The sequence below is a fragment of the Sphingomonas sanxanigenens DSM 19645 = NX02 genome, assembly GCF_000512205.2.
GTDB lineage: Bacteria > Pseudomonadota > Alphaproteobacteria > Sphingomonadales > Sphingomonadaceae > Sphingomonas_D > Sphingomonas_D sanxanigenens.
This window is the reverse complement of record NZ_CP006644.1, coordinates 3,572,393-3,589,027: the sequence shown is the minus strand read 5'-3', so window position 1 is coordinate 3,589,027 and position 16,635 is coordinate 3,572,393. Positions and strand designations below refer to the sequence as shown.

12 protein-coding genes are annotated in these 16,635 nt (G+C 67.6%); 9 read left to right on the top strand and 3 right to left on the bottom strand.

Going from position 1 to position 16,635, the window contains the following annotated elements:
* The first annotated feature begins 68 nt into the window (after positions 1-68).
* Complete coding sequence (locus NX02_RS16385; protein ID WP_245648614.1) at positions 69-1,097, top strand: alpha/beta fold hydrolase; 1,029 nt, start codon at positions 69-71, stop codon at positions 1,095-1,097.
* Positions 1,094-1,954: a sugar phosphate isomerase/epimerase family protein gene (locus NX02_RS16380; protein ID WP_025293285.1), complete on the top strand. Its 861-nt coding sequence runs from the start codon at positions 1,094-1,096 to the stop codon at positions 1,952-1,954. The genes NX02_RS16385 and NX02_RS16380 overlap by 4 nt, the downstream gene beginning before the upstream one ends.
* Here NX02_RS16380 and NX02_RS16375 read toward each other — a convergent pair.
* From NX02_RS16375 to NX02_RS16365, 3 genes are all read right to left on the bottom strand, one after another.
* Positions 1,924-4,293, bottom strand: coding sequence for a TonB-dependent receptor (locus NX02_RS16375; protein ID WP_025293284.1), 2,370 nt, complete (start codon positions 4,291-4,293; stop codon positions 1,924-1,926). The genes NX02_RS16380 and NX02_RS16375 overlap by 31 nt on opposite strands.
* Positions 4,294-4,622: 329 nt before the next feature.
* Positions 4,623-5,429 carry an SDR family NAD(P)-dependent oxidoreductase gene (locus NX02_RS16370; RefSeq protein ID WP_025293283.1) on the bottom strand — a complete coding sequence of 269 codons (807 nt, stop codon included), beginning with the start codon at positions 5,427-5,429 and terminating at the stop codon, positions 4,623-4,625.
* 11 nt (positions 5,430-5,440) lie between these two features.
* Positions 5,441-7,861, bottom strand: a complete 2,421-nt coding sequence (locus tag NX02_RS16365; RefSeq protein WP_025293282.1) for a TonB-dependent receptor — start codon at positions 7,859-7,861, stop codon at positions 5,441-5,443.
* A 292-nt stretch (positions 7,862-8,153) separates the two neighbouring features.
* Between NX02_RS16365 and NX02_RS16360 the strand changes: the two genes are divergently transcribed.
* From NX02_RS16360 to NX02_RS16330, 7 genes are all read left to right on the top strand, one after another.
* Positions 8,154-8,996 (top strand): helix-turn-helix transcriptional regulator, encoded by an 843-nt coding sequence (locus NX02_RS16360; RefSeq protein ID WP_025293281.1) that lies wholly within the window; start codon positions 8,154-8,156, stop codon positions 8,994-8,996.
* A gap of 133 nt (positions 8,997-9,129) precedes the next feature.
* Positions 9,130-10,929, top strand: coding sequence for an acyclic terpene utilization AtuA family protein (locus tag NX02_RS16355; RefSeq protein ID WP_025293280.1), 1,800 nt, complete (start codon positions 9,130-9,132; stop codon positions 10,927-10,929).
* Complete coding sequence (locus tag NX02_RS16350) at positions 10,926-11,732, top strand: hypothetical protein (RefSeq protein ID WP_025293279.1); 807 nt, start codon at positions 10,926-10,928, stop codon at positions 11,730-11,732. The genes NX02_RS16355 and NX02_RS16350 overlap by 4 nt, the downstream gene beginning before the upstream one ends.
* Positions 11,729-12,577, top strand: a complete 849-nt coding sequence (locus NX02_RS16345; protein ID WP_025293278.1) for an alpha/beta fold hydrolase — start codon at positions 11,729-11,731, stop codon at positions 12,575-12,577. Before NX02_RS16350 ends, NX02_RS16345 begins: the two co-directional genes overlap by 4 nt.
* Positions 12,574-14,391 (top strand): long-chain-acyl-CoA synthetase, encoded by a 1,818-nt coding sequence (locus NX02_RS16340; RefSeq protein ID WP_025293277.1) that lies wholly within the window; start codon positions 12,574-12,576, stop codon positions 14,389-14,391. The genes NX02_RS16345 and NX02_RS16340 overlap by 4 nt, the downstream gene beginning before the upstream one ends.
* 139 nt (positions 14,392-14,530) lie before the next feature.
* Positions 14,531-15,703, top strand: a complete 1,173-nt coding sequence (locus NX02_RS16335) for an acyl-CoA dehydrogenase family protein (RefSeq protein WP_025293276.1) — start codon at positions 14,531-14,533, stop codon at positions 15,701-15,703.
* Entirely contained in the window at positions 15,703-16,635 is a 933-nt protein-coding gene (locus NX02_RS16330) for a bifunctional MaoC family dehydratase N-terminal/OB-fold nucleic acid binding domain-containing protein (protein ID WP_025293275.1), read from the top strand. Before NX02_RS16335 ends, NX02_RS16330 begins: the two co-directional genes overlap by 1 nt.

Below are 16,635 nucleotides of genomic sequence, written 5' to 3'. Positions count from 1 at the left end.
GCGTATAGCGTGAATCTCTAATCATAAATGATGAGAAATGCGAGATGGATGCGGGCATATCAGAGCGCATGATTGATATCGGCGATGGTCTGCGCCTGCGTGCGGTGGAGGCTGGCGCGGGGCCGCTGGTGCTGATGATTCATGGCTTTCCGGGGCTGGCCTATTCATGGCGGCACCAGATGCAGCCGATCGCCGAGGCGGGCTGGCGCGCGGTGGCGATCGACTGCCTCGGCTATGGCGGCAGCGACCGGCCGCTCGATCCCGCACTCTATGCGGCGGACCGGATGCAGGCTTGGCTGCTCGCGCTGCTCGATCATTATGGCGCCGAACGGGCAGTGATCGTCGGGCAGGATTTCGGCGCGCAATATGCCTGGAACCTTGCGGTACGCGCGCCCGAACGGGTGCGCGGCCTCGTCACGACCATCCCCTATGACTATGATCTTGCCGGCCGCGCGCTGCTGGGCGGCGCCGAGCGGCGGCCGCGCGATGCGCCGCCCGAACCGGCGATGGCGTCACCCGACCGCCGCCCCACCGAACGCTATGCGGCGATGGCGGCGGAGCATTTCGTCCATTTCCATTACTTCCAGACGGTCGGGCCCGCCGACCGCGAACTGGGCGGCGCGCTGGCGGATTATCTGCGCCGCAGCTTTCATGCACTCAGCGCCGACGGCGATCTCTGGGCCTGGAAAGGCCTGCCGTCGGAGGGCGCCGGCTATCTGGACGCCTTGCCCGCCGCGCCCCCGCTGCCATGGCCCTGGCTGAGCGAGGGCGAATTCGCCCGCTTCGTCGCCGGCTATGACCATCCCGACCCGATGCGGCGGATGATCGGCGGGCTCAATTCCTACCGCACCGCCGACGCCAATTGGGAACTCGGCCGTGCCTGGGCGGACCATGACGTGACCGTGCCGACGCTGTTCCTCTATGGCAGCGCCGATCCCTCCTTCGGCTTCTTCCCCGATTGGGAGGTGCGGATGCGCGCGCGGGTGCCGGGGCTGACCGGCATCGTCACGATCGAGGGTGCCGGCCATCTCGTCCAACAGGAAAAGCCCGAGGCGTTCAACGCGGCGCTGCTCGATTTCCTCGGCCGCCTGCGATGAGCCTGCCCCGCCTCCCCCGCCTGCCACGCCTGGCCGGGCATCTCGGCGTCCGCGCGCCGGACGCGCCGCTGCTGCGCGGCATCGCCGGCGCCACCGATCCGCTCGCGCAGATCGCGCTGTTCGCCACGCTGGGGTTCGCGGGCGTTGCCGACAATTATCTGGCGCTGCGCGCGCCCGAGTTGCAGGCGCGGATCGGCGCGGCGGTTGCCGACCATGGCCTCGAGATGGGCGGATTCGTCCATGATCCGCTGCGCTGGGATGCGCCGGCATGGATCGACGGCAGCGCGCTCGACGCACTGGACGCGACGCTCGCGGCGGCGGCGCGCACCGGCAGCCGGGCGGTCACCTGCGTGACGGGGCGGCTGCCGGCGATGGATCTGGCGGTGCAATATCAGGCGATGGCCGGAAATCTTGCGCGCGCCGCCGATCGGGCAGGGCGCGTGGGCGTGACCCTGTGCGTCGAGGCGACCCATCCGGCCTTCGCGCCGGGCCTGCTGATCGAGCGGCTGTGCCAAGCGCTCACCGTCGTGCGCGCCGCGAACCATCCGTTCGTGCGGATCGATCTCGACCTCGGCCATGTCGCGCTGCACGGCGACGATCCGGTCGCCGCGATCGCGGCGGCCGGTGCGCTGATCGGCATGGTGCAGATCGCCGACGTGCCCGGCCGGGTCGAACCCGGCGCGGGTATGCTGGACTGGCCCGCGATCTTCGCCGGGCTGGCGGAGGCGGGCTTCACCGGCCTTGCCGAACTCGAACTGGAACCGGCGGCACCGGGCGCGGCGGGCGAGCGCGCGATGCTTGCGCGGCTCACTCGCCTCGGGCTGCTTCAGAAGGAAAAGCCGACGTCGATCCCATAGGTCGCGGGATCGCCATAGGAGATCGCCTGGTTCTGATAGCCAGCGATGATCGAGCCGGAGCCGATCACGAAGCCCGGATAGCGCTTGTCGAAGACGTTCTTGCCCCACAGCGCGATCGAGATGTTGCGGCCGCCGCCGCGATCGATCGTGTAGCTCAGCCGTGCGTCGACGATATCGTAGCTCTCATTGACCGGCGCGTCGCGGCCGGCCGGCACGCTCGGGCCATCGCCGGCGGTGGTGAACACCTTGTCCTTCCAGGTGTAATCGACGTGCGCGGCGAGTTCGCCGTCGCCGATCGATGCGATCACCCAGTCGCCGGCAAGGCGGACGCTATGCCTGGGGGTGAAGGGCAGTACGAAATAGCCGGTGATGTCGTCACCCACATCGACCGGCGAGGCCGGGTTGATCGCGGGATCGAAGATCGAGCCCGCGGGCGCCGCGACGTTGCGAATCTTGGACGTGGTGTAGGCGTGGCTCGCCTGCAACGTCAGCCCCTCGACAGGAATGATCGTGATGTCCGTCTCGATGCCCTTCACCGTCGCGCGGCCGACATTGAACGTGTCGGAGAGCGAAGCATCGGCGGCGTCGGCGGAGATGTCGAGCTGCAGATCCTTGTACTTGGCGAGGAACGCCGCGACGTTCAGGCGCACGCGGCGATCGAACAGGTCTGACTTGAAGCCCGCCTCATAGCTGGTCACCGATTCCGGCCCGAAGGTGCGGGTGAAGGTGGGGGAGGCCTCGTTGGAGCCGCCCGCCTTGTAGCCGGTGACGAGCTTGGCATAGAGCGAGGTGGTCTGTGAGGGGCGGTAGGCGACCGTCACCGCGGGGTTGAACTTGTTGTTCTTCACCCGCGTTGCGCCGACCACCGATCCCAGCGGTACGACGATGCCGTCGCCGTTGAAGCCGCGGAACACCAGCGGCGAGGTTTCGCCGATGAACAGGTTGGACGTGCGGATGCGATCCGCGGTGCGCTTGTCGCTGGTATAGCGACCGCCGACGGTGATATCGAACTTGCCGTCCGCGAACAGCGGCGTCCACGTCACCTGGCCGAATGCCGCCTTGGAGATCGACTTGGCGTTGGTGTCGCGATCGACCATCACCAGTTGGCCGGCGACGCCGGTGCCGATGTCGGCGGCGAGGATATGGTTGGCGGTCTCGCGGAAATAATAGAGGCCGAAGACATATTTGAACTGGTCGGCGAAGCTGCCGACCGCCTGCAATTCCTGCGTATAGGTCTTGGACGAGATCCGGTCATACGCCCAGAAGGGCGCGAGGAAGGATTCGACATAATCCTGATAGGTATCGACCTTGATGTGCCGATACCCGCTGAGCGAACGGAAGGTCAGCGTGTCGCTGGCGCGCCATTCGGCGATCAGCGTCTGCCCGTCCGACTTCACGTGGCTGTAGGGCAGGTAGACCGGGCGGTAGCTGTTTTCCGGGTCCGGATTGTAGCCGGGGAAGAGGAAGGGCGCGAACGCGTTCTCGGTGACGTAGCGGACCGGTGTCGTCCGCTGGTCGCTATAGTCGCCGGCATAGTCCAGGGTGATGTCCGGCGTCGGTTCCCAGCGCACCGCACCGCGCACCGCATATTTGCGATCCGACTGGAAATCATTGGCATCGGGCGTGCTACCGGTTTCGCGGGCATTGCCGGCCCAGCCGTCGCGGTCGGAGAACAGGCCGGTCAGCTTGACCTTAAGCCCCGCGAATTCGGGCAGGTCGAGGTTCACCAGTGCACGCTTGTAGTCAAAATTGCCGACCGAGAGCAGGCCATGGATGCCGAACTCGCCGCTCGGCTTCTTGCTGATGATGTTGACCGCGCCGCCGGTGGTGTTGCGCCCGTAGAGCGTGCCCTGCGGACCGCGCAGCACCTCGACGCGCTCGACATCGGCAAGGTCGAAGGTCGAAGCCTGCGGGCGCGACTGGTAGATGCCGTCGACATAGAGACCGACGCCGCCATCCTTGGTGATGATGTTGGGATCGCCGATGCCCTGGCCGCGCATGAACAGCACCAGCGTGGTCGAGGAACTGGGATAGGGTGCGAAATAGAGGCTGGGCGCCGCCTGCACGACGCCGCGCAGATCGTTGATGCCGGAGGCCTGCAGGCTGGCCGACGTCATCGCGGTGATCGCGATCGGGGTGCGCTGCAGGTTTTCCGAGCGCCGCTCGGCGGTCACGATGATGTCTTCGAGCCCGGAACCGGGCGGCGCCGCATCTTCGGGTGATGCTTCGGGTTGCGCTTGAGCCGGGGCCGGTTCGGGCGTGGTCTGGGCCCATCCCTGACCGGCCATGGCGAAGGCGAGCGCTGCCGTCGACACGCAGAGCGCGCGCATGGATTTCATAGATCCTCTCCCTTTTGCGGGTTGATTATGGCTTTTGCCATTCCATGCGCGATACGATCGCAAAGATCAATGCTTTGCGTAGCAATTATACCGCTATCAATACGCACTGAGGCAAATATGCCACGAAATATTGTGCAATGCGGGATGGCGAGGGGCAGTGTCGCTCGGTTGCCCGGAGGCAGGACACGCGTTCGCGCTTCGGGTCGTCGGTCTCGATCGGGCGACGTCGGGGACGACTCCGTATGCGCAATCTCGGTCGCTTGCCGGTCTTCCGCAATACCGAAATACAGGGACCGTGTCGGGCCCGCCGATGAGCGGGGTCTATTGCCTCACCCGAGTGCGAAGTGCGGTTCCGCGCGGTCCCTGATCATCCTGTGGCGCTGCTCCAGCATCGGGTCGAGCGCCTCGGGTTGCGGTACGATCCAATATTCGCCGCGGCCGATCGCGTCGAACACCGCTTCGGCGAAGGGCTGCGGATCCATGCCATGCTGACCGATCATGCCGCGCAGCGTATCGACGAAGCTTTGCGTCGCCGGATGGATCTCGCCGCCGAACGGATCGTCGAAGATCGCCGAGCGGACCGGGCCGGGGGCGAGCAGGCTGACCGCGATCGGCGCCTCCAGCATGTCGAGTTCGCCCTTCAGCGCCTCGGTCAGCGCGACCACCGCGAATTTGGTCGCGCTGTAGGGCGCCATCAGTGGGCTCGGGCCGAAGCCGCCGACCGAGGCGGTGTTGACGATGCGCGCCGGTGCGCCCTTGGCAAGCATGCGCGGCACGAAGGCGCGGATGCCGTTGAGCACGCCACCGACATTGACCGCGATGGAGGCGTCCCATCGTGCCGGTGCGATCTCCCAGCTCAGCCCCGTCGCCATGATGCCGGCGTTGTTGAACAGCAGGTCGACGGTGCCGAACCGGTCGAACGCGACCTCCGCCAGCCGCTCCACCGCCGACGCATCGGTGACGTCGGTGGGCACCGCCAGCGCGTCGGGGAGCGCATCGGCGGCCGTCTCAAGCGCGGCCGCGTCGCGATCGGCGAGCACCAGGCGGATGCCGCGTTTCGCGGCTTCCTGCGCCAGCCCGAGGCCGATGCCGCTGGCGGCACCGGTGATGACGGCGCTCTTGCCTTCGAAGCCCATCGTCCCGCCTCTCAATAGCTCAGCTTGAATTCGACGAAGAAGCGGCGCGGCTCGCTGTAGAATTTTCCGCCGAATCCGAGCGACCCGAAATCGATGCCGTAGAGCACCTGGTCCTCGTTGAGCAGATTCTCGCCGAGCACCGCGATTTCAGCCTTGGCGCGGCCGCCGATCGGGATGTCGCTGAGCGCGATGCGCGCATCGACGGTGTTGGTTGCGGGCGAATCCACATCCTGCTGGAACGGGTTCACCTCGTCATTCGGGTAAAAATAGACGTGGCTGCGATAGGAATAGGAGGCGCGCGCCGAGAGACTGCCGACATCCATCGGCGGAAACACATATTCGACGGCGACGTTCGAATTGAACTTGGCGACGTTGGGGAAGCGCGCGGTATCGGCGACGTCGGTGATCTCGTTGGTGTTGGGATTGCGGAACAGGAAGCTCTTGTAGTTCGGATCGGTGTAGCCCAGCGAACCCGACAGCGTCAGCCCGCGCGTCGGCACCGCGGTGACCTCCAGCTCGACGCCCTTGAAGTCGGCGCTGCCGGCATTGACCAGCAGGGTCGATGCGCCGCCGGTGCCCGCGGCGAACTGCGGCACCTGGAGATCGTCATATTTGCTGTAGAAGAATGCCGCGTTGATGCGCAGGTGGCGGTCGAACAGGTCCAGCTTGGTGCCTGCCTCATAGGAGGTCAGCTTCTCCGGATCGAACGTGTTCAGCGTATCCGCGCGCGGATTGAAGCCGCCGGACTTGTAGCCGGTCGAAACCTTCGCATAGACCAGCGCGGTCGGGGTGACCTGATAGCTGACCGAGCCGAGGAACGACGTGTTGGTGTATTTCACATTGCCGCGCGGCGGACCGACCACCGAGGAAACACCATTTGAGGTGTTCTGCAGGAAGATGCTTTTCTTGTCCTCGGTATAGCGGATGCCGCCGGTCAGTTCGAAGCGCTCGTCCAGCGCCTGTGGCTTCCAACTCACCTGACCGAACGCCGCGTAGGATTTGGAGACCTGCGAATAGGCGGCGACCGGGTTGAGGTTGAGGCCGATTAGGTCGACGCCCTGCGCGACCAGCGCATCCTGCACCGCAGTCGGGAAACCGAGGAAGGGCAGTGCGAAAGGCGAAAGCACCAGCGTGAGCGACTGGTTGTTGCGTTCCGACACGCGCTCGCGGAAATAATAGGCGCCGAGCACATAGTTGAAGTCGCCGACCTTGCCGAGCGCTTGCACCTCCTGCGAAAACTGCTTCTGCCGCTGCGGGCTGTTAAAGCCGTTGTAGGGCGTAACCGAGCCGACCGAGGTGAGCGTCGGCGAGGCGAAATCCAGCACCAGTCCCTGGAGATCGCCCTGGCCGCTGAGCCCCAGCACATTTTCCAGCAGCAGCTTGCGATAGCCGGTGATCGACTTCAGCGTGAGCGCATCCGAGAAGTCGTAGGAGAGGGTCAGGTTCTGGCCCTGGCTGCGCGTGTGCGAGATGTAGGTGTCGCCTGGTCCGCCGGGTTGCTGGAGCCCCGAAAAGAGCCGCGTGTCGGGGCCGACGAACTGCAGCGCGGGCCCGCCATAATTGGGCGAGCGGCTGTAATAGGTGCGGGCGTCGGCGCTGAGCGCGACGGTCTGGAAAAAGCCCGGCGCGCCGGTGCGATCGTCGAAATCGAAGCCGTAGCTGAGCTGGAAGTCGCCCCAGTCGCCACGGATGCCGACCGCGAACGCATCGACGTTGAGCGAGCCCGGATCCTGGCTGTCCGGGGTCAGCGCATTGTCGAAATAGCCGTCGCGCTGGCGGTGGAGATAGCTGCCCGAAACCGAGATGCCGCTGTCACCCCATTCGCCGGAGTCGACCCGCAGGCGGCCATACCAGTTGTCGCGCGTGCCGTAGCCGCCCTTCACGAGGAAGCCGAACGCGTCCGCCGGCTTGCGCGAGACGAGCTGGATCGCGCCGCCGGTGGTGTTGCGGCCGAACAGGGTGCCCTGCGGGCCGCGCAGCACCTCGATCCGTTCGAGATCGACGAGGTCGAAGATCGAACCGGCCGAGCGCGCGACATAGACGCCGTCGAGATAGATGCCGACCGCGGTGTCGAGTCCCAGCGACGGATCGGTCTGGCCGATGCCGCGGATGTTGATCGATGTGGCGGAGAGCGACGAGGATTGCTGGCTGATCACGAGGTTGGGCGCGATCTGCGCAACCTTCTCGACCGACTGGACGTTGATCTTCTCCAGCGCCACGCTGTCGAGCGCGGTGATCGAGATCGGCGTCTTCTGCAGCGATTCCGATTGGCGGCGCGCGGTGACGACGATATCCTGAATGCCCTGGTCGGAGAGCGGCGCGGCCTCCGGCGCGGGGTCGGCCGCCGCGGTCTGGGCATGGGCACTGCTCGCCCCCACGGCGAGCGCAATGACGGCGGCATGCGCCGCCAGGCGGGTCTTGTTGTGCGACATCGATCCTCCCCTTGCTGGTCGTTCCCGCTTTGCGCGGGTGATTATGCTGTTCTCGGCAACGCATAGCGCCGGAAGAACGGCTTAGTCAACGATAACGCGTAGAAAAAATTGGCATTGTGATACGCAAGATGGCATATATTGCGCCGCAATGCGGTTTTCCCGTTGACGCTGGAACCTGATTTTTGCGTAGCGTATCGCTCGGGTGGTCTACGCAATATGCTGGTGATCAACCGCCGAGCCGACTCGGCCACGGCCAGAACCACCCGCGGCAGACGGGATGAAGGAGCAGAGGATGGGACGGGCGCGTACCGACGCCGAACTGCGCACCGATCGAACGCGCATCCACGTCTACACCTATCGCTATGATACGCCGTCGCGAGACACAGGCCGGCCACGGCAGGATGTGATCGCGCTGTGCGCCAACCTGCCGCGCGGCGCCGCCGGTATCTATCGGGGCGCGGACGGACGCAGCGCGATCCTTCCGCTGGGCGGCATGATGGTGGTGCCCGCGGGGATGGCGATCAGCGCGACCGGGGCGGGGGGCGACCGGCGATTGTCGGTCTGCTCCACCGCCGCGGGACTGCTGCCGCGGGACTTCGACCGCGGCGATCCGCGGCTGCTGGCACGGTGCAGCGATGTGCGGGACGTACGCGTGCGCGCCGGGCTGGAGCGGATGGCGGCGGAGGCGCTTGCGCCGGGTTTCGCGTCCGACCTGCTGGTCGATGCGCTGGCGGCGGCGATGACGATCGATCTCGCGCGCTATTTCCTGCGCATCGCCCCGCGCGCTCAGGACGACCGTGGGCGGCTGGCGTCCTGGCAGCTCAGGCGCGTCGAAGAATATGTAGCATCGACGGGCGGGCGGCGCCTGCGCATCGCCGACCTCGCCGCAACGATCGACATCGGCCCCAGCCACTTCGCGCGCATCTTCCGCAACACCACCGGCCGATCGGTGCACCGCTGGATCGAGGAGGTGCGGCTGATCCGCGCCGAGGCCTTGCTACGCGATACGGGAGTGCCGCTGAAGCAGGTCGCCGCCGATCTCGGCTTCAGCACCCCGAGCAGCTTCAGCCTGGCTTTCCGCCGCGCCACCGGCACGACCCCCGGGCGCTTCCGCAGCGAGGGCCGCGCCGGCTGAGGCCGGACGGATCGGAACAGGCGCGCGCGGATCGGAACATCCGCCGCGCTTCCATGTCGGCGCCTTCCCCATAGGATGCCGACGATCGGGACGACCGGCACCAACGCCGGCGAACGAGAGGGAGAGGAACGGGATGGATCGCGTGGTGCGGATCGGCGGCGGATCGGCCTATTTCGCCGACAGCGCGCTCGGCGTGCCGCAACTGCTTGCCGCGGGCGGGCTCGACTATCTGATCTTCGACTATCTGGCGGAGGCGAGCATGGGCATGTTCGGCCGCGCGCGCCGGTCGCCGACGCCGACCTGCTATCCGCCCGATTTCCTCAACGTCCATGTCGGGCCGTATCTGCATCAGATCGCGGACCAGAAGATCCGCATCGTCGCCAATGCCGGCGCGCTCGATCCGATCGGGCTCGCCCGCGCGGTGGAGGCGCGGATCGCCGCCGAGGGGCTCTCGCTCACGGTCGCCGCGGTATCCGGCGACGATCTGATCGATCGCGTGCGTGACCTGCGCGCGGCGCGCCACCGCGACATGTTCACCGGCGCCAGCTTTCCCGACGATGTGCTGACCTGCAACGCCTATCTCGGTGCCTTCCCGATCGCCGAGGCGCTGGCGGCGGGGGCGGACATCGTCATCACCGGCCGCGTCGTCGATTCCGCGATCGTGCTGGGGCCGCTGATCCACGAATTCGGCTGGGGCCGCGACGATCATGATCTGCTGGCGGCCGGCACGCTCGCCGGCCACCTTCTCGAATGCAGCACGCAGGTGACCGGCGGTACCTTCACCGACTGGGAGGCGGTCGAGGATTGGGAGGGTATCGGCTTTCCGATCGGCGAGGTGCGTGCCGATGGCAGCGTCGTCATCACCAAGCCGGCGGGGACGGGCGGGCTGGTCTCGGTCGGCACCGTCGCCGAACAATTGCTCTACGAGGTCAGCGACCCGGCGGACTATATCGTCGCCGACGTTTCCTGCGATTTCAGCGACGTGCGGCTGGTGCCGGATGGGGCGGACCGCGTCCGTGTCTCGGGCGCGAAGGGGCGCCCGCCGACCCCCTTCCTCAAGGCCAGCGTCACCTATGACAAGGGCTGGCGCACGGTCGGGCTGACGCCGATCGTCGGCGAGCAGGCGGGCGCGAAGGCGCGGCGGCAGGGGGCGGCGCTGCTGGCGCGGGCGCGCAGCCTGCTGCGCGGCGCCAACCTGCCCGATTTCACCGCGACCTCGGTGGTGGTGATCGGCGAGGAGGCGAGCTTCGGCGCACATGCGCGGGTGCGGGACGCGCGCGAAGTCATCCTGAAGATCACTGCCGATCATCCGATGGTCGAAGGCGCGGGGCTGTTCGCGCGCGAGCAGGCCTCGGGCATCTCGACCATGTCGGTCGGCACCGGCGTCAACCTCGCGACCAACGTCCAGCCGCTGACCGGCATCTTCGCCTTCCTCATCCCGCGCGGCGCGGTGGACGCGCGGGTGACGATGGGCGATCGCAGCTGGAGCGTGGCGGCAGGCGAGGGCACCGAGACGGACCCCGCGCAGCCGGCGGTGGACAGCGCCGCGCCGGACGGCACCGACCTGATCGCGGTCGACCTCATCCGCCTCGCCTGGGGCCGCAGCGGCGACAAGGGCGACCTGTTCAACGTCGCGATCATCGCGCGCGAACCCAGCTGGCTGCCATGGATCGCGGCGGCGATGGGCGCCGCTCAGGTGGGGGACTGGTATCGTCACCTGACGCCGGAGGGGCAGCCGCCGAAGGTGGATCGCTATGCGGTGCCCGGCATCTCGGCGCTCAACTTCGTCGTGCGCGATGCCCTTGGCGGGGGCATCCTCGCCGGCGCAGGGCTGGATCCCGCCGCCAAGGGCATGGCGCAACTCATCATGCGCTTCCCCATCCCCGTCCCGCGGCAGATCGCCGCCACAGTTCAGCCGGAGGTTCTGGCATGACCGACTACAGCTATCTCATGAAGGGCATCGTGCCGCTGTCGACCGACAGCAGCACGCTGATCAGCTCCTCCAAATATCTCAATGACGCGCGGCTGCGCGACTGGGTGGCGACGCACATGCTGCGGCGCAACGGCGCCGACGTGCCGACGCCTTCGGATTCGATCCAGCTCGTGCTGCTGCTCCGCCAGATCCAGGACATCGGGCATATCAACACCCTGATCGCGGAGGAGCGCGAGACCAACCCGGCGCTCGATGCATGGTTCGACGAGCAATATGTCTCCAGCTTCGACCGCGACGATCTCGCGCACTATGACCCAGGCACCGTCGGCCACATCTTCTACCGCCAGCTGGTCGATAATGACCTGCAGGTCGATATCGTCCCGCCGTTCAAGCCCAGGAACGACTATGAATACTTCAACCTGCGCGCCGGCCAGCAGCATGATCTGGAACATATATTGGGCGGCGGCGGGTTCGATTTCATCGGCGAGGTCGTGCCCTATTACATGCGCCTCACCAACCTGTTCGTGCACCTGAGCCCCGAGCTTGCCGGCGAACTCTCGGCCTTCTCGATCCTCGGCTCCACCCGCATCCTCACCCGCGCGGTGCTCCATTATCCGCAGACCTGGCTGACGGTGCTCGACGCGGTCGAACGCGGGGCGGCGGTCGGCCGCCAGTCCGACCCGCTTTTCTTCATGCGTTATGAGGAGGTGCTCGCGATGACGCCCGACGAGGCGCGCGTCCATCTCGGCATTCGCGGCGTGCGCATCGCCGACACCGCGGAGGCATCCGCCGCGTGGGCATGACGATCACGTATGAGGCGAGCGACGGCGTCGCGCTGGTCGCCGATGCCGCCGGGCCGGAGGGTGGCATGCCGGTGCTGATACTGCACGGCGGCGGCCAGACCCGCGGCGCATGGCGCAATGCCGTCGCGGCGCTGGGCGCACGCGGCTATCGCGCGGTCGCGCTCGACCAGCGCGGGCATGGCGACAGCGGCTGGTCCAGCGATGGCGGCTATACGCTCGATCGCTTCGCCGACGATCTGCGCGGCGTGATCGCCGGCTTCGCGACGCCGCCGGTGCTGGTCGGCGCGTCGCTCGGCGGGCTCGCATCCCTGCTCGCGGTCGGCGAGGCGCCGTGTGCACCCGCCTCGGCGATCGTGCTCGTCGATATCGTGCCGTGGATGGAGAAACGGGGTGGGGAGCAGGTGGTCGGCTTCATGCGGGGTACGCTCGGCGGGTTCGATACGCTCGATCAGGCGGCCGACGCGATCGCCGACTATCTGCCGCACCGGCCAAGACCCGAAAGGCTCGACGGTCTGTCCCGCAACCTGCGCCACCGCCATGACGGCCGCTGGTACTGGCATTGGGATCCCAATTTCGTCCGGCCGCAGGACGGGTGGGATATGGAGGCGATCAACCAGCGCCTGTCCGCCGCGGCGCGCGCGGTCGCGCAGCCGCTGCTGCTGGTTCACGGTACCGCGAGCGAAATCGTCTCGGCGGAAGGCGCGGCGCGGTTCCGCACGCTGCTTCCCGACGCCGAGGTCGTGCCGATCGCCGGCGCCCACCACATGGTCGCGGGCGATGACAATGATGCCTTTCTGGGCGCGTTGACGGCTTTCCTCGATCGCCTCGCGGTGAAGGCGGCATGAGCAGCTTCGTCGTCCCCTCGCGCGAGGAATCGATGCGGCGGCTGATGCGCGGCTATCAGCGCGTCGCCGGCTTCGCGCGCGACATGGCCTATACCACCGCCGATCGGCTGGAGGAGCGCGCAGGCGACGCCGCCGACACGCCGTTCATCCTGTTCGAAGATCAGGCGATCAGCTTCGCCGAGATGAACGCGCGCGCCAACCGCGTCGCCCATGCCGCGCGCGCGGCCGGGCTCGCGAAAGGCGATGTCGTCGCGCTGCTGATGCTCAACCGGCCCGAATTCGTGATGATCTGGCTGGGTCTCGCCAAGGCGGGGATCGTCACCACCCTGCTCAACACCAGCGCCACCGGGGCGGTGCTGGGGCATGCGCTGCGCCAGGTCGAGGCGACGGCGCTGATCGTCGGATCGGAGCTGGCCGCGACCGTCGATGGCGTCGATCCCGCCGCGCTGCCGGGGCTGGTCTTCGAGCAGTCCGAAACCGGCGCCGATCGCAGCGACCATGGCTGGCGCGATCTCGACGCGGCGATGGCCACCGCATTCTCGGAGAATCCGCCGCGCGCGTGGCGGCGCGGCGTGGTGATGGCGGATCCGCTCTATCTCATCTTCACCTCGGGCACGACCGGGCTGCCGAAGGCGGCGCGGATGAGCCACATGCGCTTTCTCAACGCCGGCGAGATGATGGCCGGGCTGATGCAGTTCGGGGCTGCCGACGTCCATTATTGCGTGCTGCCGCTCTATCACGGCGCGGGCGGCATGGTCGTGCCTTCGGTCGCGCTGGCAGCCGGGCGGCCGTTCGTGCTGCGCCGCAAGTTCAGCCGCTCGGGCTTCTGGGCGGATGTCCGCCGCCACGGCATCACTGCGGTCTATTATATCGGCGAGGTCGTCCGCTACCTGATGGCGACGCCGCCATCGCCCGACGACCGCGACCACAGCCTGCGGGTGATGAGCGGCGCTGGCCTGAAACCCGATGTGTGGGCCGCTTTCAGCGAGCGCTTCGGCGTTTCCAACATCATCGAGGGGCTGGGATCGACCGAGGCCAATTACGGCATCACCAATGTCGACAACCGGCCCGGATCGGTCGGGCGGCTGCCCTATCCGCAAGCGACCAACATCCGCGTGCTGAAATGGGATGTGGGGCAGGGCGATCATGTCCGCGCCGCCGATGGCAGCGTCGTCGAGGCCGGGCCGCACGAGGTGGGCGAACTGGTGGCGGAGGTGCTCGACGGCACCGGCGTCGCCGGCTTCTTCGAAGGCTATACCTCGGCGGAGGCGACCGAGGCCAAGCTGATCCGCGACCTGTTCAAGCCGGGCGACCGCTGGTTCCGCTCGGGCGATCTCGTGCGCTTCGACGAGGATGATTATTTCTTCTTCGTCGACCGCGCCGGCGACACGTTCCGCTGGAAGAGCGAGAATGTCTCGACGCAGGAAGTCGAGACCGTGCTTTCGGGCTTCGCCGGGCCGTCGGTGATCAACGTCTATGGCGTCGCGGTTCCGGGGGCGGAGGGACGCGCGGGCATGGCGGCGCTCACCTACGACGGGGGCGGCAGCTTCGACGGTGCCGCCTTCCACGCCTTTGCGACCGCGCACCTGGCGCCCTACGCGGTGCCGCTGTTCGTGCGGCTGACGGCGAGCGCGGACATGACCACGACCTTCAAGCTGCGGAAGATCGAACTGCAGCGGGAGGGGTATGATCCGGCGCGGTGTGGCGGGGATCCGCTGTTCGTCGCCGACCCGCAGGCAGGCGCCTATGTGCCGCTGGATGAGATGGTGCTGGCGCGGCTCGGCATAGCGCCGTTCGCGGGGCCACGCTCATGAGCCCCGCCCCTTCAGGGGAGGGGGCGGGGTGGGGCCCGTCCGTCCAGCACATATCCGCCGGCTTTAGCTCTCCCTCATTCCCCCCACCACCCCCACCACCCCACCCTCGTCCCTGGAGGGGCGGGGCTAGGAGCGCCCCATGCACGTCGATTTCACCCCCGCGCAAAAAGCGCTTCGCGCCGAGTTCCGCGCCTATCTCGACGGGATCATGACCCCCGAGGTCCGCGCCGACACGCTCAACGCCGAGTCCGGCGAAACCTATCGCGCGGTGATCCGCCGGATGGGCCGGGACGGCTGGCTCACGCCCGGCTGGCCCACCGACTATGGCGGGCGCGGGCTCGATCCGCTGACCCAGAAGATCCTGCTCGAGGAACTGGTGCTCGCCGATGCGCCGTTCCCCTTCGTCACCGTCAACACCGTCGGCCCCGCGCTGATGCGGCTCGGTACCGAGAAGCAGAAACGGGACATATTGCCGCGCATCGCGACCGGCGAACTGATCTTCGCGATCGGCTATTCGGAGCCGGGCGCGGGGACCGACCTTGCCAGCCTGCGGACCCGGGCGGTGCGCGATGGCGACGATTATGTCGTCAACGGCCAGAAGATCTTCACCAGCGGCGCCGAGGGTGCCGACTATATCTTCCTCGCCACCCGCACCGATCCCGACGCACCGCCGCACAAGGGCATCACCATCTTGATGATGGACACGCGGCTGCCCGGCTTCTCGGTCTCGCCGATCTGGACGGTGGGTGGGTTCCGCACCAACGTCACCTATTACGAGGATGTCCGCGTGCCCGCGGACATGGTGATCGGTGCGGTCGATGGCGGCTGGCGGCTGATCGCCGAGCAGCTCAATCATGAGCGCATCGGCCTCGCCGCGCTGACCTATGCCGGCAATGGCTGCTTCGACGAGGTGGTGGAATGGGCGCGAGAAACGCGCTCGGGTGCCGGCCGGTTGGTCGATGTGCCCTGGGTGCAGTCGGCACTCGGCGAAGCCTATGCGCTGCTGCGCGCGATCGGGGTGATGGGCAACCGGGTGGCGGCGGAGGTCGCGCAGGGCTCGACCCGCGCCGACCTCGCCTCGGGGCTCAAGGTGTTCGGCACCGAGGGGATGATCAAGGTGATGCGCCTGCTGCTCGACGTGCTGGGGCCCGCCGGCCTCGTCCGCGACGGTTCGCCCGGCGCGGTGCTGCGCGGGCGGATCGAGCGCGAATATCGCAAATGCCAGATCAACACCTTCGGCGGCGGCACCGCCGAGGTGCTGCGCGACATGGTGGCGCAGGTCGGGCTCGGCATGCCGCGGGGGGCACGCTGATGGCGCCCCTGCTCGACGCGGCGCGGGGCTGGATCGGCAAGCCCGCCACCCGCCCGGCGACCGCGCGCGATGCGGTCAACCTGCCGATGATCCGCCGCTGGTGCGAGGCGATGGGGGAGACCAACCCGATCTATCTCGACGAGGATGCCGCGCGCGCCGCCGGCCATCCCGGCATCGTCGCGCCGCCGGCGATGCTCGATGTCTGGGCGATGGCGCCCTACCGCCCCGGCGGGCGCACCGCGGAGGAGGGCATGGCAGTGCTCTCGCTGTTCGACGATGCCGGTTACACCGGCGTCGTCGCCACCAATGTCCGGCAGGAGTATCGGCGCTATCTGCGGCTGGGCGATGTCGTCACCTCTACGCCGGTCGTCGCCGACGTTTCGGACGAGAAGCGCACCGGGCTCGGCATCGGCCATTTCGTCACGCTCGATTTCGCCTTCACCGTTGGTGACGAGCCGGTCGGGCGGATGACCTTCCGGGTGCTGAAGTTCAAACCCAATCTCGCGCAGCCGAAGCCTGCGGCGCCCGAGGGGCAGGCATCGGCCTTCCCGCATCCGCGCCCTGCGATCACCCATGACAACGCCTTCTTCTGGAACGGCCTCAACGATCGCAAGCTGCTGTTCCAGTCCTGGAACGGCCGCCTGCGCCACCCGCCCGGGCCGATGGATCCGGACACCGGCAGCCTCGACTTCGACATCGTCGAGGCGAGCGGACGCGGCACGATCCACAGCTTCGTCATCATGCACCAGCCACGCATGCCGGGGTTCGATTATCCGCTGCCGATCGTGCTGGTCGAACTCGAGGAGGGCGTCCGCATCGTCGCCAACATGCGCGATGCTGCGCCCGAGGATGTCGCGATCGGCCGCGCCGTGGTCGCCGACTTCGTCGAGGTGGAGCCCGGCTATGTCCTCCCCGCCTTCCGGCTGGCCTGA